At 64.9% G+C, this 21,999-nt stretch carries 23 protein-coding genes; 7 read left to right on the top strand and 16 right to left on the bottom strand.

What is annotated here, in order from left to right; translation table 11 throughout:
- Positions 1-83: 83 nt before the first annotated feature.
- Positions 84-542, bottom strand: a complete 459-nt coding sequence (locus tag Ga0080574_RS16140; protein WP_076701929.1) for an Lrp/AsnC family transcriptional regulator — start codon at positions 540-542, stop codon at positions 84-86.
- A gap of 135 nt (positions 543-677) precedes the next feature.
- Here Ga0080574_RS16140 and ald point away from each other — a divergent pair, with 135 nt between their 5' ends.
- Positions 678-1,796, top strand: coding sequence for an alanine dehydrogenase (ald, locus tag Ga0080574_RS16135; protein ID WP_076701926.1), 1,119 nt, complete (start codon positions 678-680; stop codon positions 1,794-1,796).
- Between the two features lie 239 nt (positions 1,797-2,035).
- On the opposite strand, the gene Ga0080574_RS16130 is transcribed toward ald, so the two are convergent.
- The 7 genes from Ga0080574_RS16130 to Ga0080574_RS16100 all read right to left on the bottom strand — a co-directional run bounded on the left by Ga0080574_RS16130 (position 2,036) and on the right by Ga0080574_RS16100 (position 9,321).
- Positions 2,036-2,968, bottom strand: coding sequence for a 2-hydroxyacid dehydrogenase (locus Ga0080574_RS16130; protein WP_076701923.1), 933 nt, complete (start codon positions 2,966-2,968; stop codon positions 2,036-2,038).
- Positions 2,968-4,107 (bottom strand): rod shape-determining protein RodA, encoded by a 1,140-nt coding sequence (gene rodA / locus Ga0080574_RS16125; protein WP_076701919.1) that lies wholly within the window; start codon positions 4,105-4,107, stop codon positions 2,968-2,970. Before rodA ends, Ga0080574_RS16130 begins: the two co-directional genes overlap by 1 nt.
- A complete protein-coding gene (mrdA, locus tag Ga0080574_RS16120; RefSeq protein ID WP_076701914.1) occupies positions 4,104-6,023 on the bottom strand; it encodes a penicillin-binding protein 2 in 1,920 nt (639 codons plus the stop codon). The genes rodA and mrdA overlap by 4 nt, the downstream gene beginning before the upstream one ends.
- Positions 6,020-6,559 carry a rod shape-determining protein MreD gene (locus tag Ga0080574_RS16115; protein ID WP_076701910.1) on the bottom strand — a complete coding sequence of 180 codons (540 nt, stop codon included), beginning with the start codon at positions 6,557-6,559 and terminating at the stop codon, positions 6,020-6,022. Before Ga0080574_RS16115 ends, mrdA begins: the two co-directional genes overlap by 4 nt.
- On the bottom strand, positions 6,552-7,460 hold the full coding sequence (mreC, locus tag Ga0080574_RS16110) for a rod shape-determining protein MreC (protein ID WP_076701906.1): 909 nt from the start codon (positions 7,458-7,460) through the stop codon (positions 6,552-6,554). Before mreC ends, Ga0080574_RS16115 begins: the two co-directional genes overlap by 8 nt.
- A 45-nt stretch (positions 7,461-7,505) precedes the next feature.
- Entirely contained in the window at positions 7,506-8,552 is a 1,047-nt protein-coding gene (locus Ga0080574_RS16105) for a rod shape-determining protein (RefSeq protein ID WP_076701903.1), read from the bottom strand.
- A gap of 130 nt (positions 8,553-8,682) precedes the next feature.
- Positions 8,683-9,321: an alpha/beta hydrolase family protein gene (locus Ga0080574_RS16100; RefSeq protein WP_076701899.1), complete on the bottom strand. Its 639-nt coding sequence runs from the start codon at positions 9,319-9,321 to the stop codon at positions 8,683-8,685.
- A gap of 150 nt (positions 9,322-9,471) precedes the next feature.
- Here Ga0080574_RS16100 and Ga0080574_RS16095 point away from each other — a divergent pair, with 150 nt between their 5' ends.
- Positions 9,472-9,921, top strand: a complete 450-nt coding sequence (locus Ga0080574_RS16095; RefSeq protein ID WP_076701896.1) for a YtoQ family protein — start codon at positions 9,472-9,474, stop codon at positions 9,919-9,921.
- Positions 9,922-10,076: 155 nt separating this feature from the next.
- Here Ga0080574_RS16095 and Ga0080574_RS16090 read toward each other — a convergent pair whose 3' ends face one another.
- Positions 10,077-10,775 carry a glutathione S-transferase family protein gene (locus Ga0080574_RS16090; protein ID WP_076701893.1) on the bottom strand — a complete coding sequence of 233 codons (699 nt, stop codon included), beginning with the start codon at positions 10,773-10,775 and terminating at the stop codon, positions 10,077-10,079.
- Between the two features lie 155 nt (positions 10,776-10,930).
- On the opposite strand from Ga0080574_RS16090, the gene mscL reads away from it, so the two are divergent.
- Both mscL and Ga0080574_RS16080 read left to right on the top strand, forming a co-directional pair.
- On the top strand, positions 10,931-11,353 hold the full coding sequence (mscL, locus tag Ga0080574_RS16085; RefSeq protein ID WP_076701889.1) for a large conductance mechanosensitive channel protein MscL: 423 nt from the start codon (positions 10,931-10,933) through the stop codon (positions 11,351-11,353).
- Between the two features lie 108 nt (positions 11,354-11,461).
- Complete coding sequence (locus Ga0080574_RS16080) at positions 11,462-12,349, top strand: cation diffusion facilitator family transporter (protein ID WP_076706021.1); 888 nt, start codon at positions 11,462-11,464, stop codon at positions 12,347-12,349.
- 25 nt (positions 12,350-12,374) lie between these two features.
- On the opposite strand, the gene Ga0080574_RS16075 is transcribed toward Ga0080574_RS16080, so the two are convergent.
- The 6 genes from Ga0080574_RS16075 to ccrA form a co-directional block, all read right to left on the bottom strand.
- Entirely contained in the window at positions 12,375-12,764 is a 390-nt protein-coding gene (locus Ga0080574_RS16075; RefSeq protein WP_076701886.1) for a PaaI family thioesterase, read from the bottom strand.
- Positions 12,761-14,296 carry an ATP-dependent DNA helicase gene (locus Ga0080574_RS16070; RefSeq protein WP_076701882.1) on the bottom strand — a complete coding sequence of 512 codons (1,536 nt, stop codon included), beginning with the start codon at positions 14,294-14,296 and terminating at the stop codon, positions 12,761-12,763. The genes Ga0080574_RS16075 and Ga0080574_RS16070 overlap by 4 nt, the downstream gene beginning before the upstream one ends.
- A gap of 96 nt (positions 14,297-14,392) precedes the next feature.
- The gene (locus Ga0080574_RS16065; RefSeq protein ID WP_076701878.1) at positions 14,393-15,031 is read right to left on the bottom strand and encodes an acyl-homoserine-lactone synthase; all 639 of its coding nucleotides are present in this window, start codon (positions 15,029-15,031) and stop codon (positions 14,393-14,395) included.
- Positions 15,032-15,161: 130 nt separating this feature from the next.
- Positions 15,162-15,896, bottom strand: a complete 735-nt coding sequence (locus Ga0080574_RS16060; RefSeq protein ID WP_198039734.1) for a helix-turn-helix transcriptional regulator — start codon at positions 15,894-15,896, stop codon at positions 15,162-15,164.
- Entirely contained in the window at positions 15,838-16,038 is a 201-nt protein-coding gene (locus tag Ga0080574_RS16055; protein WP_236016710.1) for a hypothetical protein, read from the bottom strand. Before Ga0080574_RS16055 ends, Ga0080574_RS16060 begins: the two co-directional genes overlap by 59 nt.
- 211 nt (positions 16,039-16,249) lie before the next feature.
- Positions 16,250-17,536 (bottom strand): crotonyl-CoA carboxylase/reductase, encoded by a 1,287-nt coding sequence (gene ccrA / locus Ga0080574_RS16050; protein ID WP_076701870.1) that lies wholly within the window; start codon positions 17,534-17,536, stop codon positions 16,250-16,252.
- Positions 17,537-17,961: 425 nt separating this feature from the next.
- On the opposite strand from ccrA, the gene Ga0080574_RS16045 reads away from it, so the two are divergent.
- The 3 genes from Ga0080574_RS16045 to deoD all read left to right on the top strand — a co-directional run bounded on the left by Ga0080574_RS16045 (position 17,962) and on the right by deoD (position 21,114).
- Positions 17,962-19,926, top strand: coding sequence for an ethylmalonyl-CoA mutase (locus tag Ga0080574_RS16045; RefSeq protein ID WP_076706019.1), 1,965 nt, complete (start codon positions 17,962-17,964; stop codon positions 19,924-19,926).
- Positions 19,927-20,089: 163 nt separating this feature from the next.
- Complete coding sequence (locus tag Ga0080574_RS16040; protein ID WP_076701867.1) at positions 20,090-20,401, top strand: H-NS histone family protein; 312 nt, start codon at positions 20,090-20,092, stop codon at positions 20,399-20,401.
- Positions 20,401-21,114, top strand: a complete 714-nt coding sequence (gene deoD / locus Ga0080574_RS16035) for a purine-nucleoside phosphorylase (RefSeq protein WP_076701862.1) — start codon at positions 20,401-20,403, stop codon at positions 21,112-21,114. The genes Ga0080574_RS16040 and deoD overlap by 1 nt, the downstream gene beginning before the upstream one ends.
- Positions 21,115-21,151: 37 nt before the next feature.
- Here the strand turns inward: deoD and Ga0080574_RS16030 are convergent, their stop codons facing one another.
- Positions 21,152-21,997: an urea carboxylase-associated family protein gene (locus Ga0080574_RS16030; RefSeq protein WP_076701859.1), complete on the bottom strand. Its 846-nt coding sequence runs from the start codon at positions 21,995-21,997 to the stop codon at positions 21,152-21,154.
- Positions 21,998-21,999 lie beyond the last annotated feature (2 nt).

Raw genomic sequence — 21,999 nt, 5'->3', positions numbered from 1 at the left:
GGCCCCTCCTCCTGCGCCGGCAACCGGGGGTTCAATTGCCTGATACTTGATATCCCAGAGATTTTTGCATGGCGCAACCGCGCTCAGACCGGCAGGGCGGTGGTCTTGAAGACGGTGCGCAGGGCAAAGCTCGACTGCATCTGCGCCACACCCGGCAGGCGGGTCAGGTACTGGCGGTGGATGCGGGCGAAATCCTCGGTATCCTCTGCCACGACCTTCAGGATGTAATCGGCGCTGCCCGCCATCAGGTGGCATTCCAGCACGTCCGGCACCCGCGCCACCGCCTTTTCGAACGCCTCCAGCACCTCGTCGGCCTGGGCGCTGAGGGTGATCTCGACAAAGACCGTGGTGGGCATGTTCATCTTGCGCGCGTCTAGCAGCGCCACATAGCCGCGGATGTAGCCCTCTGTCTCGAGCCGCTGCACCCGGCGGTGGCAGGCGGAAGGCGAGAGATGCACCTGCTCGGACAGCTCGGCATTGGACATCCGCCCCTGCTTCTGGAGCACCCGCAGGATGCGGCGGTCGATATCATCAAGCTCCATGGCGGTTTCTTTCAAGGATTGGGCAGATTGTCGAAGATTCTGCGAGGACTGCGGATTTCAACGCACCAAATCCGCTGGGAAATTGCAAGCGACGCTTGGCAAGATTCCGGAGAACGCAGACGGGAGGAGTCGCAAATGAAGATCGGATGCCCCACCGAAGTCAAACCGCAGGAACACCGTGTCGGGCTGACACCCAATGCCGCGCGCGAGGCCGTGGCTCATGGCCACGACGTGCTGGTGCAGAGCGGCGCCGGGCTGGGCGCGGGCTTTGACGATGCCGCCTATCTCACCGCCGGCGCCCGTCTGGCACCTGGCGCGGCCGAGGTCTTTGCCGAAAGCGACATGATCGTGAAGGTGAAAGAGCCGCAGCCCGCCGAGCGCGCCATGCTGCGCGCGGATCAGTTGCTCTTCACCTATCTGCACCTCGCCCCCGATCCCGAGCAGACCGACGACCTGCTCGCCTCGGGCGCGACCTGCATCGCCTATGAGACGGTGACCGACGCGCATGGCGGACTGCCGCTGCTGGCGCCGATGTCGGAGGTCGCCGGCCGGCTGGCGCCGCAGATGGGCGCCTGGGCGCTGCAAAAGCCCAACGGCGGGCGCGGCGTGCTGATGGGCGGCGTGCCCGGCGTCGGCCCGGCCAATGTGCTGGTGATCGGCGGCGGCAATGTCGGCACCCATGCGGCGCGGATCGCCGCCGGGATGGGCGCCGATGTGACCGTGCTCGATCGCGCGCTGCCGCGCCTGCGCTATCTCGACGACGTGTTTGGCGGCGTGTTCCGCAACCGCTACTCGACCGAAGGCGCGCTGAGTGAGCTGCTGGCGCAGGCGGATATGGTGATCGGCGCGGTGCTGATCCCCGGCGCGGCGGCGCCCAAGCTGGTGTCGCGCGCAATGCTGGCGGATATGAAACCCGGCGCGGTGCTGGTGGATGTGGCCATCGACCAGGGCGGCTGCTTCGAGACCTCGCGCGCCACCACCCATGGCGATCCGGTCTATGAGGTGGACGGCATCCAGCATTACTGCGTCGCCAACATGCCCGGCGCCGTGCCGCGCAGCTCGACCATCGCGCTCGGCAATGCCACCCTGCCCTTTGTGCTGGCGCTGGCGGACAAGGGCTGGCGCACGGCCTGCGCCGAGGATCCGCATCTTCTGGCCGGGCTGAACGTGCATGCGGGCCGGCTGACCAATGCCGCCGTGGGCGCGGCGCTGTCGCGCGAGGCGATCACGCCGGTCGAGGCGCTAGAGATCTGACAGCAGCGCAAAAGGCGCAACGGAAGCCGGGCCCGGCGGTGGCCCGTGGGGTGCCGCGCTGCCCGTTGAATCTCTTACTTTATCCAGGCCAGGTCCGAGGAATCTCGAAGCTACGCGCAAACGTCACCAAAGCGGCAGCCCGCCGGGACGGGCCGCCGCTGGGCCCGGCGCCTTCGGCTTGATTCCGGGCCGGATGGCGTGGTGATTGAGGTTAATTTCGAGACAGAGAACCCGCAGCCTCAATATCCGGCGTCGCGATCCACCAGATGCAGCAGCGGCTCGCCCGCCTCGCCGCGGCGGATGTTCTCGGCGACCACGCGGGCGGCGCTCGACACGCGGGTCTCGGCGGCGATATGCGGCGTGACCGTCACGCCGGGATGCGCCCAGAACGGGTGCTCGGCGGGCAAAGGCTCGATGCGGAACACGTCCAGCGTCGCATGCCCCACCTGGCCGCTGTCCAGCGCCGCGATCAGCGCCGCGTCGTCGATCAGCGGCCCGCGGCCGGGATTGACGATGGCGGCACCGCGCGGCAGCCGTGCCAGCGTCCCGGCGTTCAGTATGTTCTTCGTCGCGGGCGTGTTCGGCAGCAGCAGCACGAGGATCTGCGCATGCGCCAGCGCCGTCTTCAGCCCCTCCTCGCCATGCAGGCAGGTGACGCCGGCCACATCCTTGGGGCTGCGCGACCAGCCGGTGACCGGAAAGCCCAACCCCGCCAGCGCCTTCGCACAGGCGCTGCCCAGCGCACCGAGCCCCAGCACGGTGACCGGGCGTTCCGGCGCCAGAGGCGGCACGACCGGCGCCCACTCATGCCCGGGATTGACGATATAGGCATCGATGCCGAGATGGTGACGCAGCACATGGCCCGCGACATATTCCACCATGCCGGCGGTCAGCCCCTCTTCGTCGACCATCCGCGCCAGCGGCACGCGCAGCGTCTCGTTGCCGGTGATGGTCTCGACCCCGGCCCAGAGGCTCAGCACCGCCCTGAGCCGCGTGTAGGGCGTGAAATCCCTGAGCCCGGAACTCGGCGCGTAGACGATGTAATCGACGCTCTCGGGCGCCGCATCGCAGCTCAGCCGATAGGACAGCCCGTGCCCGTCCAGCGCTTCGCGCAGCGGCGCCTCGTATTCGGCCCAGCTCTCGGGGCCGGCGGAAAAAAGGATCTCGATCATCAACGTGCCCTGTGGATCTGTGCGCTCTGGACTAGGCCGAAGGCGATCATCAGCACCAGCATCGCCGAGCCGCCATAGCTGACCAGCGGCAGCGGCACGCCGACCACCGGCGCCAGCCCCATCACCATCGACATGTTCACCGCGAAGAACAGGAAGAAGGTCAGCCCGACCCCCAGGATCAGCAGCGAGGAATAGCGGTCGCGGTTCTGCATGGCGGCGACGATGCAGAACAGCAGGATCAGCACGTAAAGCGCCAGCAGCGAGACGCCGCCGACAAAGCCGAACTCCTCGGCCAGCGTGTTGAAGATGAAGTCGGTATGTTTCTCGGGCAGGAAATTCAGCCGCGACTGTGTGCCCTGCATAAAGCCGCGCCCGGTCCAGCCGCCGGAGCCCATGGCGATCTTGGCCTGGGTGATGTGATACCCCGCACCGAGCGGATCGGTGGAGGGGTCGAGGAAGGTGTCGATCCGCTTGAACTGGTATTCCTTGAGCAGCTGCCAGTCGGTGCCGCGCGACAGGAAAACGGTATAGACCGCGCCCGCACCGGCTGCGATCACCACCGCGAAATAGGCCCAGTGCACGCCGGCGAGAAACATCATCAGCCCGCCCGCCGTCATCAGCAGGATGGCGGTGCCGAGATCGGGCTGGGTGAGCACCAGAAAGGTCGGCATCAAGATCAGCACCAGCGGCGCCATCACCCAGATCGGGCGCGACACGCGCTTCATCGGCAGCCAGTCGTAATAGGCGGCCAGCGCCATGACGAGCGCGATCTTCATCACCTCGGAGGGCTGGAGCCGCATGAAGCCGATGTCGATCCAGCGCTGCGCGCCCATGCCCACCGACCCGAAAAGCTCCACCGCCACCAGCATCAGCAGCGCGGCCAGGTAGATCAGCGCCGAGAGGTTGCGCCAGAGCCAGATCGGCACCATCGCCACCACGAACATCGCCGCGAGCCCGAGCGCATAGCGCTTCATCTGCGGCTCCGCCCAGGGGCTGAGAGAGCCGCCTGCCACCGAATAGAGCATGAGAAAGCCGACGCCCGCCACGGCGCTGAGCAGGATCACCAGCGGCCAGTTGAGATAGAGGATCTTGCGCCAGCCCGAAGGGACCGTCTTGACCGTGTATTCGAGATAGCTCACGCGCGTCTCCCCAGCTCGGCGGCGCGCTCCCGGCGTTCGCGTTCGAGCCGCTCCTGCTGGGCCTTGATGCGGCCACGGTCGGCGGTGGGATAGGCGTCAAGCGGCGGGTCGCCACCGTAGAGCGCCTGAAGCGTGATGTCGCGGGCGATGGGCGCGGCAACAGACGAGCCGCCGCCGCCATGCTCCACCACGATCGACACGGCGATGCGCGGCGCGTCATAGGGGGCGAAATTGACGAACAGCGCGTGGTCGCGCTCTTCCCACGGCACATCCTGGTTGCGCACCACACGGTTCAGCACCTGGCTGGTGCCGGTCTTGCCGGCCATGCGCATATTGTCGGCGATGATGCGCGAGCGATAGGCGGTGCCGCGTCGGCTGTTGGAGACCGCGAACATCGCCTTGCGGATATAGCGCAGGTGGCTGGGCGAGAGATCCAGCGCCTCGCCGCCGCCCGAAGGCGTCTCGATACCGTTGACGCTGCGCACGAGGCGCGGCGTCACCGCGCGGCCGGTGGCAACGCGGGCCACCATGATCGCCTGCTGCAAGGGCGAGGTCAGCACGAAGCCCTGCCCGATCGAGGCGTTCACCGTGTCGCCGATCAGCCATTCCGCGCCGCGCTCGCGCCGCTTCCAGTCCTTGTCGGGCATCAGCCCTGCGGTGACCGCCGACATCGGCACCTCAGGCGCGGCGCCCAGCCCCAGCTTGCGGCCCATGGCGGCGATGTTCTCGATGCCGACCTTGAGCGCCAGATCGTAGTAATAGACGTCGCAGCTGTCGCGCAGGCTGTTTTCGAGGTTCACATGGCCGTGCCCCGCCCGTTTCCAGCAATGAAAGCGGCGCGAGCCGACCTCCATGTAGCCGGGGCAATAGACCGTCTCGTCGGGGGTGATGAGCCCCGCATCGAGCGCCGCAAGCGCGGTGACGATCTTGAAGGTCGAGCCGGGCGGATAGGCGTCCTGCACGGTCTTGGAGGCTAGCGGGCGGTGATTGTTGTCACGCAGCTCGCCGTAATCCTTCACCGAGATGCCACGGACGAACTTGTTGGGGTCGTAGGAGGGCGCCGAGGCGATGGCGAGGATGTCGCCATGCTCCAGATCCATCACCACGGCGCTGGCGCTCTCCTCGCCCAGCCGCGCCTTGATGTAATCCTGAAGCGCGCTGTCCAGCGTGAGCTGGAGATCGCCGCCGGCCTCGCCCTCGCGGCGGTCGAGCTCGCGCATGACCCGGCCCACGGCGTTGACCTCGACCCGCTTGGCGCCGGCGGAGCCGCGCAGCTGATCCTCGAATTTCGCCTCGATCCCCACCTTGCCGATCTGGAAACGCGGGATGCGCAACACCGGCTCGGGGTCCTCATAGCGTTCCAGATCGCGCTCCGAGACCGGGCCGACATAGCCCACCACATGGGCAAAGGTCTCGTGCTGCGGATAGACCCGGCTGAGCCCGACCTCGGGTGTCACGCCGGGCAGCGCCGGGGCGTTCACCGCAACGCGGCTGATCGCCTCCCAGCTCACCCGGTCGGCGACCGTCACCTGAAGGAAGGGCGGCGAGGTGCGCATCTCCTCGAGCGCGCGCTCCACCTCGTCGCGGTCGAGTTCCACCAGCGCCGAGAGCCGCCCGATCACATCCTCCACATCGCCGGCATCCTCGCGCCGCATGGTGATGCGATAGGTCTGCTCGTTTTCGGCAATGACCCGCCCCTCACGGTCGAAAATGCGCCCGCGCGCGGGCGGGATGAGGTGGATATTGACGCGGTTTTCCTCCGCCAGAAGGCGGAACTCGTCGGCCTGATCGACCTGCATATAGCGCATGCGCAGCGCCAGCGCGCCGCCAAAGGCGAGCTGCGCACCGCCCAGCATCAGCCCGCGGCGGGTGATCTTGCGATTGCTCTCGGCGCTGTCGCGGGGCGTGCGTCTCACAGGCTTCTCCCGGCATGATCGAAATCGCCCGGTGCCATGCGGCGGACCCCGAGCAGATATTGCGAGACGATGACCACCAGCGGGTAGCACAGCACGGTCACCGCATATCGCATGAGCGCAAGGAAAGACGTTCCCGAGGGCACGATCAAGAGGCCCAGCACCAGCCGGTACGCAATCGTGATCGCCAGCAGCACTGTGGCGACGGCGATCCATTCCATGGCAAAGGTCGACTCGCGGTCGCGCCGGTCGCGCGATTTCAGCAGCTCGGTGGCCAGCAGCACCAGCGCCGCCCAGAGCCCCGGCGGGCGCTGGAACAGGATATCGGCCAGCAGCATCACCCCGGCGACGGAAAGCGCCGGCACGTAATCGGGCCGCCGCAGCGCCCAGGCGAAACACAGAGCGACCAGCAGGTCGGGCCCGGCATAGCGCGGCGGCATCATGTCGAGCGGCAGCAGGTGGTAGAACATCACCAGCAGCGAAAGCCCGACAAAGGCGCCGCGCATGATCCAGATGCGCGCGGGACGGGCCTCAGCCATCGGGCTGCTCCGCCCCGCCGGCGCTGTCGCTGCCCGGCGCGATTTCCGGCAGGATCAGCGCCGAGGGCGCGCTCACCCGGCGCGCGCCGTGATCGCGCAGCACGCGCAGGAATTCCAGCCGCTCGTAATCGGCGGCCAGCCGCACCCGCAGCCGCCCGCCCGGATCCTCGGCCACCTGCCCGATGAGCAGGCCCGGCGGGAACACCTCGCCATCGCCGGAGGTCACGATGCGGTCGCCGGGGCGGACCTGATCGGCGTCTTCGAGAAAGTCGATGGGGGGCGCGGCGGAATTGTCACCGGTGACCAGCGCGCGCTGGCCGGAGGGCTGGATGATCGCGGGAATGCGGCTGGTGGCATCGGTCAGCAGGATCACCCGGGAGGTGTTCGGCCCCACGCCCGAGATCCGCCCCACCAGCCCGATCCCGTCCATGGTCGCCCAGCCGTCGACGATGCCGTCGCGCGAGCCCACGTTGATCAGCGCCGACTGCCGGAAGGGCGAGCCGCTGTCGGCCAGCACCACGCCGGTGATATAGGTAAGGCGCGGATCGAGACGCACATTGTTGAGATCGCGCAGCCGGGCGTTTTCCTGCTCCAGTTGCAGCGCCGCCTCTTTCCAGGCGGTCATCTGCCGCAGCTCGCGCCGCAGCTCCTGGTTCTGGTCGTAGATGCGCTGGTAGCTCTGGAAATCGCGCAGGATGCCCACCGCGCCGGTCACGGGCGCCATGGCCCAGTCGAAGCCGGGGATCACCGCATCGACGATCTGCGCCCGAAAGCGCTCGACCCGCGGGCTGTCGATGCGCCAGAAGATGAAGAGCCCCACGAGGCACAACAGCAGAACCGCCAGAAGCAGACGCTTCAGCGGGCCGGCATAATCCTCGGAATTGGTCCCGTGCTTGGCCATTCAACCCCTTATAGCAGGCTTGGGGCCGCCGTCACAAAATGCCGATCACGAATCGTAGTCGATGGCGTGGCGCAGCTGCTTTTCGTATTCCAGCGCCTTGCCGGTGCCGAGCGCCACGCAGTTGAGGCTCTCGTCGGCGATGGAAACCGCCAGCCCGGTCTGCTCGCGCAGCGCCAGATCGAGATCGCCCAGCAGCGCACCGCCCCCGGTAAGCATCACGCCCCGGTCGACGATGTCGGCGGCGAGATCCGGCGGCGTGGCTTCGAGCGCGGTCATCACCGCCTCGCAGATCTGCTGCACCGGTTCGGAGAGCGCCTCGGCGACCTGCGCCTGGCTGATCTCGGTTTCCTTGGGCACGCCGTTCAGCAGGTCGCGACCGCGGATCTGCATCGAGCTGCCGCGCCCGTCATCGGGCATGCGCGCGGTGCCGATGGAGGTCTTGATGCGCTCGGCGGTGGATTCGCCCACCAGCAGGTTCTGCTGGCGGCGCAGATAGTTTACGATATGTTCGTCCATGCGGTCGCCGCCGACGCGGATCGAGCGGGCATAGACGATATCGCCCAGCGACAGCACGGCCACCTCGGTGGTGCCGCCGCCGATATCCACGACCATGTTGCCGGTGGGATCGGTGATCGGCATGCCGGCGCCGATGGCGGCTGCGATGGGCTCGGCGATAAGGCCTGCCTTGCGGGCCCCGGCGCTCAGAACCGACTGGCGGATCGCGCGTTTCTCCACCGGCGTGGCGCCGTGCGGGACACAGACGATGATCTTGGGTTTCGAGAAGGTCGAGCGCTTGTGCACCTTGCGGATGAAGTGCTTGATCATCTCCTCGGCGGTGTCGAAATCGGCGATCACCCCCTCGCGCATCGGCCGGATGGCCTCGATGCTGCCCGGCGTCCGGCCCAGCATCAGCTTGGCGTCCTCGCCCACGGCCAGCACCTTCTTGACGCCGTCCTTGACGTGATAGGCGACGACCGACGGTTCAGACAGGATCACCCCCCGTCCCTTGACATAGACCAGCGTGTTCGCCGTCCCAAGGTCGATGGCCATGTCCGCCGAAAAGGCGCCCATGAGTCTGTCCAGTCCAAACATGCTGCGTCCTGCCCCGAATACTAGGATGGGCCCGCGACTCTCCCCGAGCCCAAGCCGGGGCCCTTATAGGACCGCTTTTGCGTACGCGAAAGGGGCAGGACCGCGCAAATCAGCGTGAAACCGCCTTTGCTCAGGCCGGCCAGGCGGTGGGCACCCGTTCCTGCACGCGTTTGAGCTTCAGCAGCTCCATGTAGTTGCCGATCTTGTGATCCTCGCCCGGGTTCGCCTCGTCCGGGGTCAGCCAGTAGAGGCTGCCGACATTTCGGAAGCCCAGGAAAGCCGGCGGCGCGTGGCAGACCGTATCGTCGATGCGGCAGATATTCACCACCCAGCCCTCCCCCGCCATGCGCCCGCGCGATTTGCAGGTTTTCGGCGAGGCAAAGGCGATGGTGGGTGTCGACAGCGAGGCCCCGACGATCTGCGCCGAAGCCGCGCCCAGGCTGTGGCCGACGATGAATTTCGGCCGCAGCCCCTTGGCGAAGGTATAGACGATCTGCGCGTGTTCCAGAAACCCGCCATGCCAGAGCGCGCCGCTGTCGCCCGGCACCACCTCGAACCCGTGCCCGTCCATCGGCCTGCCGCCGAATTGCAGGTTGAAATCGAACCAGTCCGACAGCTCGTTGGTGCCGGGGATCACCAGCGTGCCGTCCTTGAGGTAGAACGCCTGCACGCCGCGAATATCTATGGCGGTATGGACGCGGTCGCCGAGATCGTTGGCATAGGCATCGCGGATCAGCTCCGCCGCGCTCATCACGGGCAATTTGGCCATCGGAAAATCTCCTTCGCTGAAATCAATGACGGGAAGTCTAGCCGCTCCGGTCTCGCAAGGGGAGTCTTCCCGGCGCGATGCCCAACGCGATGCCTTGTTTCCGCGACCGGCTCGCATACCTCATGGGAAACGCAACGAGGGAGGCCGCCCATGGGGCTCAATGTCTATCTGTCCGGAGAAATCCACACCGACTGGCGCGACCGGATCATCGAAGGCGCGCAAGGGCTCGATCTGACCTTTTCCGCCCCGGTGACCGATCACGCCGCCAGCGACGATTGCGGCGTCGCGATCCTCGGCGCCGAGGAGAACAAGTTCTGGCACGACCGCAAAGGCGCGCAGATGAACGCCATCCGCACCCGCAAGGGCATCGCCGATGCCGATGTGGTGGTGGTGCGCTTCGGCGACAAATACAAGCAGTGGAACGCCGCCTTCGACGCGGGCTATGCCGCCGCGCTGGGGAAGTCGCTGATCATCCTGCAACCGCCGGAGCACGATCACGCGCTGAAGGAGGTCGATGCCGCCGCCCTCGCCGTGGCGCGCGAACCCGAGGAGGTGGTGGAGATCTTCCGCTACGTGTTGACCGGCACCCTGCCCGGCTGAGGCTGGGCCATCGGGGGCGTTGCCCCTCGCGCGCCGGGGCGCGCTCCCCCGAGTATTTGCCGGAAAGATGAAAGTAGCAGGTGCGCCCGGCCTTCATCTTTCGCAAAATACTCCCGCCGGAGGCGTCCTGCCCCCGGCGGGCATTGCAGCGCCGCTCAGTCGCGCGGCGGGATATTCAGCGCCGCCTGCACCGCCGGTCGGGCGAGGAAGCGGTCGAGATAGGCGACGCAGCGCGGGTGCTCCTCCCAGCCGACCGCCTCCTTGGCATCGTAGAAATCGAAGGCGTTGAGCCAGGGGCCCAGCGCCATATCGGCGATGGAATAGGGCCCCGCGATCCAGTTGCGCCCCTCGAGCGCGGTTTCGATCACGCCGAGCAGACGCCGCGCCTCGCCGACATAGCGTTCGCGCGGGAGCGGATCCTCGACCTTGGCGCCGGCGAATTTCCAGAAGAAGCCGAGCTGGCCGAACATCGGCCCCGGCCCGCCCATCTGGAACATCACCCATTGCAGGATCTCATAGCGCTCGCGCGCCGACTCGCCGATGAAATTGCCGGTCTTCTCGGCCAGATAGACCAGAATCGCGCCGCTCTCGAAGAGCCCGATCGGCGCCCCGCCCGGCCCGTTCGGGTCGATGATCGCGGGGATCTTGCCATTGGGATTGAGCGAGGTGAATTCGGGGCTTTTCACGTCGACATCGGCGAGGCTCACCTTATGCGGCTCGTAGTCGAGCCCCATCTCTTCCAGCGCGGTCGAGACCTTCACGCCGTTGGGGGTGGGGAAGGAATAGAGCTGGATGCGGTCGGGATGCGCCGCCGGCCAGCGTTTGGTGATCGGAAATGCGGACAAATCGGTCATTGCGGGTCCATGTCATATCGGAGGAGGAGGAGACGGCCGCACATTTCCCTTTCGGCTGAACGGCCTGCTGTGTCATGGGAGTTTCGTGATACCTTGCACAAGGTCGGGGCAAGCGCAAACGGCGCTCGCGATTTCATAGTAGTGGGACAGTTGGAATGATCCAGGAATTCAGAGACTTTATCGCCAAGGGCAATGTCATGGACATGGCTGTCGGCATTATCGTGGGCGCGGCCTTTACCGCCATCGTCACTTCGCTGGTCGGCGACATCATCAACCCGCTCATCGCGCTTTTCACCGGCGGCATCGACTTTTCGGGCTGGTTCTATGCGCTGGACGGCGGCGAATACGCCTCGCTCGACGCCGCGAAAGAGGCCGGTGCGCCGGTCTTTGCCATTGGCAGCTTCATCATGGCGATCATCAATTTCGTGATCATCGCCTTTGTCGTCTTCATGCTGGTCAAGACCGTGAACCGGATCAAGGCGGCGGCGGAAAAGCCCGACGATGTCGCCCCCGAGGTGCCGACCGGCCCCTCGGAACTCGATATCCTGATCGAGATCCGGGACTCGCTGAAGAAGTGATCTATGCCGGGCCCGCCCTCAGTGGCGGGCCTGCTCCTGCCGGCAACCGCATCGGTTGCGCCGGCCCGGCGGCTTCGCTATCAGGCCCGCAAACGCGGAGAGAGGCGCATGAGCCGAGCCATGAACATCGCCTATGGCAGCGTTGCCGTGGGGCTCGCGGTTCTCGCGATCAAGACGCTGGCCTGGTGGCTGACGGGCTCTGTCGCGCTGCTCTCGGACGCGCTGGAAAGCATCGTCAATGTCGCCACCGCGCTTGCCGCGCTGATTGCGCTGCGCATCGCGGCCCAGCCCGCCGATGCCGATCATCCCTACGGGCATCACAAGGCGGAGTATTTCAGCGCGGTGCTCGAAGGCGTGCTGATCGTCGTCGCCGCCATCCTGATTCTGCGCGAGGCCTGGAACGCCTGGGAAAACCCTCGTGTGATCTCCGAGCCGTGGCTGGGGCTTGGCATCAACCTGACCGCCAGCGTGCTGAACGGGATCTGGTGCTGGGTGCTGCTGCGTGCCGGGCGCGAGCTGCGCTCGCCGGCGCTCGCCGCAGACGGGCGGCACCTGATGACCGATGTGGTCTCGTCCGTGGGCGTGACCGCCGGGGTGGTGCTGGCGGTGCTGACCGGCTGGTGGTGGCTCGACCCGGCGCTCGCGGCGCTGGTGGCGCTCAATATCCTCTGGTCGGGCTGGCAGGTGGTGCGCGGCTCGGTCGGCGGGCTGATGGACGAGGCCGCGCCGGAAGACGAGATCGAGCAGATGCGCGCACTGATTTCGGCCAATGCCGAGGGCGCGGTCGAGGCGCATGACCTGCGCTCACGTCGCGCGGGCCGCGCGCTTTTTGTCGAGTTTCACCTGGTGGTGCCGGGCGAGATGAGCGTGGATGCCGCGCATGAGATCTGCGACCGGATCGAGGCGGCGCTGCATGGCGCCTTCGAGGGCAGCCGCGTGACCATCCATGTGGAGCCCGAGCACAAGGCCAAGCATAGCGGCATCGTCGTGCTGTAGGGCGGTTTTCCAGCCCACCACACCCTCAACGATACCGAAACACTCCCGTGCCCTTGGCGAGCAGCAGGCCGGTATCGTCGGTCAGCACCCCCTCGGCAAAGAAGGTACTGCGCCCGCCGCCGGTCTTGCGCCCCTCGCAGATCAGCCGCGTGCCCGCAGGCCGGCCGATATACTGCACGTTCAGCGACAGGGTCAGCGCCATGACGCGCCGGTCCGGATCGCCCGTCCAGCAGCCCGAGAGCCCCATGGCCGAGTCGAGCAGCGTCGCATGCACCCCGCCATGCGGCAGCCCCTGACGATTGGCGATGGCCTCGATGATCGGCATCTCATAGCGCGCATAGCCCTCGCGCCACTCGACCAGATCATAGCCCAGATGCAGCGCAAAGGCGCTCGGCGGTTCGTTGTAGTCGCTCATATCAGTCCAGGCTCTTCCTGTTCCAGTTCCAGCGGTGCCGCCGGCGCCTTGAGATCGTCAATGCGCAGCGGCCCGGTCGGGCGCGCCAGGCGGTTGCGCACCACCCAGTGCAGACGCTCCGACGCCCGGGTGATCGCCACATAGGCGAGCCGTTTCCAGAGCGGCTGGCCGGCCTCCATCCGCCCCATCCGCGCCGCGACAAACAGATCCGGCGCAAAGACCTGCACCGCCTCCCATTGCGAGCCCTGCGCCTTGTGGATTGTCACCGCCGCGCCATGCAGAAAGGTCGCGCCCATGCGGGCGGCGAAGGGGATGAAGGGCTCTTCCTCGTCGGGCTTCTCGATTTTCACGATGGAGGCGGCGGAGACCTGCGGATCGGGTGCGCCCATCACATGCAGCCGCGAAAAGCCCGGCTTGCGGCCCGGGCCGAGATAGATCACCTGCGCGCCCTTGATCAGGCCGCGCGCCTCCAGATCCAGCCGTTTCTTGCGATGTTTCAGCGGCAGCTCGATACCGTCGCAGATGAGCGGCTCGCCGGGCAGCAGCTCGGTCTCGGGGGCGTCATGCACGGCTCGAAAGGCGTTGATCAGCCGGATGCGCGTGGCGTTGCGCCAGACCAGCACCGGAGAGCGCGCCATGAGATCCACCTCGACCCGCTGGCCCCAGACGACGCGGTCGTCCTGCCGGGCCTTGTCCTCGACCATGCGCTCGAAATCCTGGAACTCCAGCGCGGGATCGGCCAGCGCATGCGCCAGATCGAGGATCGGGTTGTCGGCCTCCTGCCGGTGGATGCGGTGCAGTTCGAGCTTCTGGCTGTCCTTCACACCGTCGAACACCATCTTGCCGGACTGGTTCACCGGAGCGAGCTGCGCCGGATCGCCGAACAGCACGAGATTGGGAAAGATCTCCTGCAAATCCTCGAACTGGCGGTCGTCGAGCATCGAGGCCTCGTCGACGAACCCGATATCGAGCGGCTCTTCGCGGCGCTTCCAGCCGGTGATGAAATCGCTGCCGCGCAACCCGGCGGCGGCAAGCGCGGCGGGCACGGATTTGTGCGCCTGATAAGCGGCGAAGGCGCGGTCGAGCGCCTCTTCGGTCAGCGCCTCGATCTCGGGCTTTTCGTCATTGCCCATCAGCCATTCGGCGATGCGCTCATATTCCGGGTCATAGACCGGGGTATAGAGGATGCGGTGGATCGTCGTCGCCGGCACGCCGCGCAGCCGCAGCACGCTCGCGGCCTTGTTGGTCGGCGCCAGCACCGCGAAATTGCGCTTTTCCTTGCGCTTGCGGCTTTCGTAATCGCCTGTGACGATCTCGGCGCCGGCGGCGTCGAGCGCCTTGCACAGCTCCGACAGCAGCAGCGTCTTGCCCGAGCCGGCCTTGCCCATCAGCGCCATGACCTGCCCCTTGCCCTCCTTGGCGGGCAGGCAGAGCCCCTCGTCGAGATCGACACCCGCATCGCGCAACATCGCCGAGACGCGGTCCCAGGCTTCGGCCTGATCTTCGGAAAATGTGAGGGCGGGCAGATCCATGCGGCGGACCCTAATGCTCCGGGCAGGGGGACGCCAGCGCGCAATGCCCCTGCCCGAGCGATATGGGCGGGGGCAGCGCCCCCGCCACATCTGACGTTATGCCGCCGCAGCAGAGACCTTTTGCGGCATGGCCCCGAAGGAGGCATCGAACCAGGCGCGCGACTGCATCGGCGGAATGCCGGCGCTCTGCGCGACCCGGGCCTGGGCTTCGGGGTTGAACTCCCACAGGCCCACACTGATGCGCTCGCGGCCCTCACCCTCGCTGCCGAGCACCTCGGGCGAGGAACCGATGCGCTTGTAGATGCGCACCATGCGGGCATCGAAGACCCCGACGTAATGCTCGACGCCAAAGCCCTGCATGACCTCGCCACCGGCAAGCATCAGCGCGGCGGCGGTGCCGGGATCGGTCTCGCGCGCGAGGCAGAAGCGGGTGCATTCCCAGATCAGCGGGCTCTGGATGCGCACGCCGTCGGTGAGATGCAGGAAATGCTCGTTCACCATGCAGCGCCCGACGGTGGGCAGCAGCCGCATGGAGCCGCCGTGACAGCCATCGGGACGTTCCCAGATGACATAGAGCGGGTTGAGCGCATCGTACTCGTCGCGCTCCTCGCCATTGGCGTCGACCTGCACGTCCCAGCCGAGCCGGGTTTTGAACTGATCGGCGCGATCCAGGAACATGGTGCGCTTGAGCAGCGGGAAGGCATTCAGTTGGTCTGCGTAGATAAAACGGATCATAGCTTCACTCCTTTTTGGTCCGATGGAGTGAAAGCTGCTCGACTTTCGCTAAGGTTGCAAAATTTAGCCGCAATTCGGTCACGCCTGAAACATTTTCCTGCCACAAAAATGCCCGATTTCGTGGCAGCGTTCAGACGACGATGAGACCTCGCGACAAGGCGCGTGCAACCGCATGCGTCGTGTTCATCGCGCCCAGCTTGTAGCGGGCGCTTTCGATGTACACGCGCAGCGTATGTTCAGAAATATTAAGAGTTTCAGCCACTTGCGCACGACTATAGCCGACCGCAAGCAGCGTCATCGCCTCCACTTCGCGCGGACTCAGGGGCTGCGCGGGCTCGGGCGTGCGGCCTGGTTCGAGCTCCAGAGCCTTCTGATTGAAGTAGTGTGCGACCAAAATAAGGTCGCGACGATTGGTCTCAGTGAATTCTTCCCAATCTTCGTCATCACAGTTGTGACTGACGCTGAAGACGGCAAATTGGCCGTTCGGACCCCGGATGGGAATCGAGTAGCCCTGATTCCCTACGCCATGCGCGATGGCATCCTTCTGGAACGCGCGGGCCGCTTTCGACGACCAGTCGAGGCGCTTCCAGTCCACCGGGTGGAAGTGCTGGTAACAGCCGACGACCACCGGGTCGATGCGCAGATACCCCTTTTCGAGATAGCGCTGCACCCAGACCGGATCGTAAGTGCCGCAGCCGTATTGCGTTCCGTTCGCGCTGACCCAGTGATATACAAGGTGATCAACTCTGTAGCGGTCTCTCAGGTCTTCGATTGCGGTCTGGAGATCGTCCAGCCGCTGCGCCTCTTCAAGCCGTTCCAGAAGCCCGCCTGTTTCGGGCATTTCCGCCGCAAAGCCCAAGTTCATTCCCTTCGGCGCTCGACGCGATCTCGATCTGTGCGACGAGCTGAGCTTCATCCAACTGCTCGGCCAGCGCGTCCATGGAGTTGGCGCGCGCAAACGTCTTCAGGTCGGTCAATACGTCGATGATCCAATCATGTCGCATCATAAGCCTTCCTGCGGATTATTAACAATCAGTAAATCCACTTTAGACGTGCCCAAGAGGCGCCAACATTCACGAATTCCAACTCCCCAGAAATAGTGAGGCAAAAATATGGAAGTCATTGATCACACTTAGGCTGCCCCGTTTTTGACACAAAAGCCCGCGAACCGGAGGGCCGATTCGCGGGCTCAATCATGGCCGTTTCGTGGCAGGCGGATCAGCCGCGCGCGGCCAGTGCCTCTTCGAAGGTGCGCAGCCCGGTTTTGGGCGACTGCACCAGCACCGACATGTTGCCGGGCTTGTGCTGGTTCCGAAGCATCTTCATGTGCGCATCGGGGATCTGATCCCACTCGAACACCTCGGACATGCAGGGATCGAGCCGCCGCTCGACCATCAGCCGGTTGGCGCTGGCAGCCTGCTTGAGATGCGCAAAATGCGAGCCCTGAAGACGCTTCTGGTGCATCCACATGTAGCGCACGTCGAAGGTGCAGTTGAACCCGGTGGTGCCGGCGCAGATCACCACCATGCCGCCCTTCTTGCAGACCAGCGTGGAGACCGGGAAGGTCGCCTCCCCCGGGTGCTCGAAGACCATGTCGACATTCACGCCCTTGCCGGTGATGTCCCAGATCGCCTTGCCGAACTTGCGGGCCTCTTTCATCCACTCATTGTATTCCGGCGTGTTGACCGTGGGCAGCTGCCCCCAGCACTTGAAGTCCTTCCGGTTGATCACGCCCTTGGCGCCCAGCCCCAGCACGAAATCGCGCTTGTCCTCTTCCGAGATCACCCCGATCGCGTTGGCGCCGGCGGTGTTGATGAGCTGGATCGCATAGGAGCCGAGCCCGCCCGAAGCCCCCCAGACCAGCACGTTCTGCCCGGGCTTGAGCTCATGCGGGTGGTGCCCGAAGAGCATCCGGTAGGCGGTGGCCAGGGTCAGCGTGTAGCAGGCGCTCTCTTCCCAGGTCAGGTGCTTGGGGCGCGGCATGAGCTGCTGGGCCTGCACGCGGGCGAACTGCGCGAACGAGCCGTCGCCGGTCTCGTAGCCCCAGATCCGCTGGGTGGGCGAGAACATCGGGTCGCCGCCGTTGCACTCCTCGTCGTCACCGTCGTCCTGGTTGCAGTGGATCACGACCTCGTCGCCGACCTTCCAGGTCTTCACCTTGTCGCCCACCGCCCAGACGATGCCCGAGGCATCGGAGCCGGCGATGTGATATTCCTGCTTGTGCACGTCGAAGGGCGAGATCGGCACGCCCAGACCGGCCCAGACGCCGTTATAGTTCACGCCCGCCGCCATCACGAGCACGAGAACCTCGTGGCTGTCGATCTGCCAGGTGTCGACAACTTCCTTCTGGAAACTCTTGTCCGGCTCGCCGTGACGCTCGCGGCGGATCGCCCAAGCGTACATCTTCTTGGGTACATAGCCGAGGGGCGGCATTTCGCCGATCTCGTAGAGGTCTTTCTCCGGCGCCTCGTAAGGCGCGATCCCGGTTTGCGTGTCCAAAGCCATCGGGGCCTCCTTCCTGATGTGACCAGTGCTGGTCCTGTTATGCGAATGCCTCGCGCCGCAGCGCAGAATCGCTGGGCTTCGACAAGATTGGATAAAGATCGCCGCGCAACAATGCAACAACGACTAAGGTGCATTTTGTAATTTTATGACCGAGCAGATGCAGAAACCACGGGCACCATGCCGGTTGCCGAGGCGCAGACCGGGCCGGATCCGATCGGAATTCTGTTCAGAATAGGCAGATGCCGCGCAATCCAGCTAGATTTATCGCAGCTCCGGCCCGGCACCGGCGGCGGCGCGCCGCTCTGTGACGCAACGGCCCCGGCAACGCCGCAGCGCGGCGAATTGACGAGACATAATATTTCGCATATCCAACCCCGAACGCAACAAGCTTACCCATTTGATTCTGATTGCCGATGGAGACCGACATGACGGACGTTCAAAAAGACCGCCCCTGGCTGATCCGCACCTATGCCGGGCATTCGACCGCGAAAGCCTCGAACGCGCTCTATCGCAGCAACCTGGCGCGCGGGCAGACCGGGCTTTCGGTGGCCTTCGACCTGCCGACACAGACGGGCTATGACAGCGACCACATCCTCGCGCGTGGCGAAGTGGGCAAGGTCGGCGTGCCGGTCTGCCATCTGGGCGATATGCGGACGCTCTTTGACGAGATCCCGCTGGAACAGATGAACACCTCGATGACGATCAACGCCACCGCCCCCTGGCTGCTGGCGCTCTATATCGCGGTGGCCGAGGAGCAGGGCGCGGATGTCGCGAAGCTGCAAGGCACGGTGCAGAATGACCTGATCAAGGAATACCTGTCGCGCGGCACCTATATCTGCCCGCCGAAACCATCGCTGAAGATGATCGGCGACGTGGCAGAGTATTGCTATACCAATGTGCCGAAATGGAACCCGATGAACGTGTGTTCCTATCACCTGCAAGAGGCCGGCGCGACGCCCGAGCAGGAGCTGGCCTTTGCGCTGGCCACCGGCATCGCGGTGCTGGACGAGCTGAAACCCCGCGTCGCCGACGAGGATTTCCCGGCACTCTGCGGGCGGATCTCGTTCTTTGTGAATGCCGGCATCCGTTTTGTCACCGAGATGTGCAAGATGCGCGCCTTCGTCGATCTCTGGGACGAGATCCTGATGGAGCGCTATGGCGTGGAGGATCCGAAATTCCGCCGCTTCCGCTATGGCGTGCAGGTGAACTCGCTGGGCCTCACCGAACAGCAGCCGGAAAACAACGTCTACCGCATCCTGATCGAGATGCTGGCGGTGACACTCTCGAAAAAGGCCCGCGCCCGCGCGGTGCAGCTTCCCGCCTGGAACGAGGCGCTCGGCCTGCCCCGCCCCTGGGACCAGCAATGGTCGATGCGGATGCAGCAGATCCTGGCCTATGAGACCGACTTGCTGGAATATGGCGATCTCTTCGACGGCAACCCGGTGGTCGACGGCAAGGTCGAGGCGCTGAAAGACGGCGCCCGGGCGGAGCTGGCCAATATCGACTCCATGGGCGGGGCCATCGGCGCCATCGACTATATGAAAAGCCGCCTGGTCGATGCCAATGCCGAGCGGCTGAACCGCATCGAACGCGAGGAGACCATCGTCGTCGGCGTCAACAAATGGACCGAGGGCGAGCCTTCTCCGCTGATGGGTGAAGACGGCGGCATCATGGTGGTCGATCCGGCGGTGGAGCAGGAGCAGATCGACCGGCTGAACGCCTGGCGCGCCGAGCGCGACGAGGCGGCGGTGAAAGCCGCGCTGGAGGCGCTGCGTACCGCGGCGAAAGACGGGCGCAATGTGATGCCCGCCTCTATCGCGGCGGCGAAAGCCGGGGTGACCACCGGCGAATGGGCCTCGCAAATGCGCGCGGTGCACGGAGAATATCGCGGCCCCACCGGCGTTTCGAAAGCGGTCAGCAACAAGACCGAGGGGCTGGAGGATATCCGCGAGGCGGTGGACGCGGTCAGCGATCGTCTCGGCCGGCGCCTGCGCTTTCTGGTCGGCAAGCCGGGACTCGACGGCCATTCCAATGGCGCCGAACAGATCGCTTTCCGCGCCCGCGATTGCGGCATGGAAATCGACTATGAGGGCATCCGCCTGACACCGGAGCAAATCGTCGAGGCCGCCAAGACCGGCGCCCATGTGGTCGGGCTTTCGATCCTTTCGGGCAGCCATATCCCGCTCGTCGAGGATCTGATGGAGCGGATGCGCGAAGAGGGGCTCTCGCATATTCCCGTGGTGGTCGGCGGCATCATTCCGGACGAGGATGCAAAGCGGCTGAAAGCGATGGGCGTGGCCAAGGTCTACACCCCGAAAGACTTTGCGCTGAACACCATCATGAGGGATATCGTGACCCTGGTCGATGCGGAGGCCGTCGCCGCAGAATAACCGCAGACACAGCATAAAAATAGAATATGAATAAAGCCGTTCGCCCAAAAGGTGAGCGGCTTTTCGCATTTCGTTAAAGAAAATGTGACATGACACAAAACGTGGTCTTGTTATTAACCTGCACTTGTAAAAGAAGCTCCCACTACAAAAAACGGAGACGAGCATGAATATCGACCTCGAAGCCCTTTCGAAAGACGAACTGAAACAGCTAAAGAACGATGTCGAGAAAGCCCTGAAGACCATCGACACACGGCGCCGCGCCGAAGCCAAACGCGCCGCCGAACAAGCCGCAAAGGAATTCGGTTTCTCGCTCGACGAGATCCTTTCGGCAGGTGGCACCAAGGGCTCCAAAGGCGCGCCGAAATACGCCAACCCCTCCGATCCTTCGCAGACATGGACGGGACGTGGCCGCAAACCCAACTGGGTGGTCAGCGCGCTCGACTCGGGTAAATCGCTGGAAGACCTGGCCCTGTAATGACGATTCATATCGGTGCGGAGCCCGGGCAGATTGCCGAAACGGTACTTCTGCCCGGCGATCCGCTACGGGCGGAATGGGCCGCGCAAACCTTCCTGAAGGATCCGGTTTGCGTGAACCGGGTTCGCGGCATGCTTGGCTTCACCGGCACATGGCAGGGCCACAGGGTCACCATCCATGGCTCGGGAATGGGAATGCCCAGCCTATCCATATATGCGAATGAGCTTATACGCGATTATGGCGTAAATACGTTGATCCGCATCGGCTCTTGCGGCGCCATGCAGGAGAGCGTGGAATTGCGCGACGTCATTGTGGCAATGACGGCCTCGTCGCTCTCTACCCCATCTTCCGGAATATTCAGAGAACTGAACTTCTCTCCGTGTGCGAATTACGAATTGCTGGCGGCAGCCGTTTCATCAGCCAGAACACTAAAAACAAAATACCATGTCGGCGGAATCTATTCCGCAGACGTATTCTACGATGAACGCCCAGACCTCAATGAGATCATGACACGGCACGGCATACTCGGCGTTGAGATGGAAACAGCGGAACTCTACAATCTTGCCGCGCGGCATGGCGCGCGGGCACTCGCTGTGTTGACCGTATCCGATCATTTGCTGTCCCACAAGTCGCTCTCTTCAGAGGACCGGGAAAGCTCTTTCGGCGACATGGTGCAGATCGCACTCGAAGCCGCCTTCGCCCCCGCCGAATAGCGGCACAGGATCTTACCGATAGGCGCGCACGCCGCGCCTATCGTCCATGGCTGCCGTCATAGCCATTGCGCGCCGGAGACTGCCAGCCGGCCAGCGCCCCCGCTTTCGGCTGAAGGATTTCCACCCGCAGCGGATAGCATTGCGCGGTATCGGAGCTGTGTTCCGAAGAACAATCGCCGCCGGGACAGGCGCTGAGCGCGCCCAGCAGGTCGATCTCGGCGAAAAACGTCAGATGATCGCCCGGGCGCACTGGGCTCGCCTTCATGAAATACTGGCCGGTATCGCGGGTAAAGCCGGTGCACATGAAGACATTCAGCACATCATGCACATGTGGCTCGGCCTCTTGCGGCGTCATGCCGGTGGCATCGGAGAGCGCCCGGATCAGATTGGAATGGCAGCAATGGTGGTATTGCGTGCCCGATAGCAGATTGCCAGTATAGGGATCGCAACGGGTGCCGATCACGTCATGCACCGCGCCGCCATAGGCGTCGATCCCGTACCAGTCGAGCGTATCCTCGACGATGGTGGCCATCGGGCGCAGATGCGGGAAGGCAGACCACAGCCGCTGCCCGGTGCTCACATGGGTGCCGTGCAGCGCACGGGTCTTACCGGAATAGAACCGCTCGGAGAGATCGCCGTCCTGCCAGAGGTTGAGATCCCCGACCTGCGGCCCCTCGACGCTGACGATGCGAAAGAACTGGCCCGCCTTCACGCGGAAATGGCAGGCCTCGCGCGGAGCGGCAACCGCCACAGAGACTGTCTCCGCCCGGTCGAGCGCCGCAGCATAGAGCGCTATGTCCGGCTGCGGCAGGGTTTGCGGCGGGTAGCAGATCACCGGGGCAATCGCGCGGCGGGCATCGGCATCGGCGGGCGCTTGGCTCATCT

Source organism: Salipiger abyssi (assembly GCF_001975705.1).
Classification (GTDB): domain Bacteria; phylum Pseudomonadota; class Alphaproteobacteria; order Rhodobacterales; family Rhodobacteraceae; genus Salipiger; species Salipiger abyssi.
This window is presented reverse-complemented; position numbering and strand designations above follow the sequence as displayed.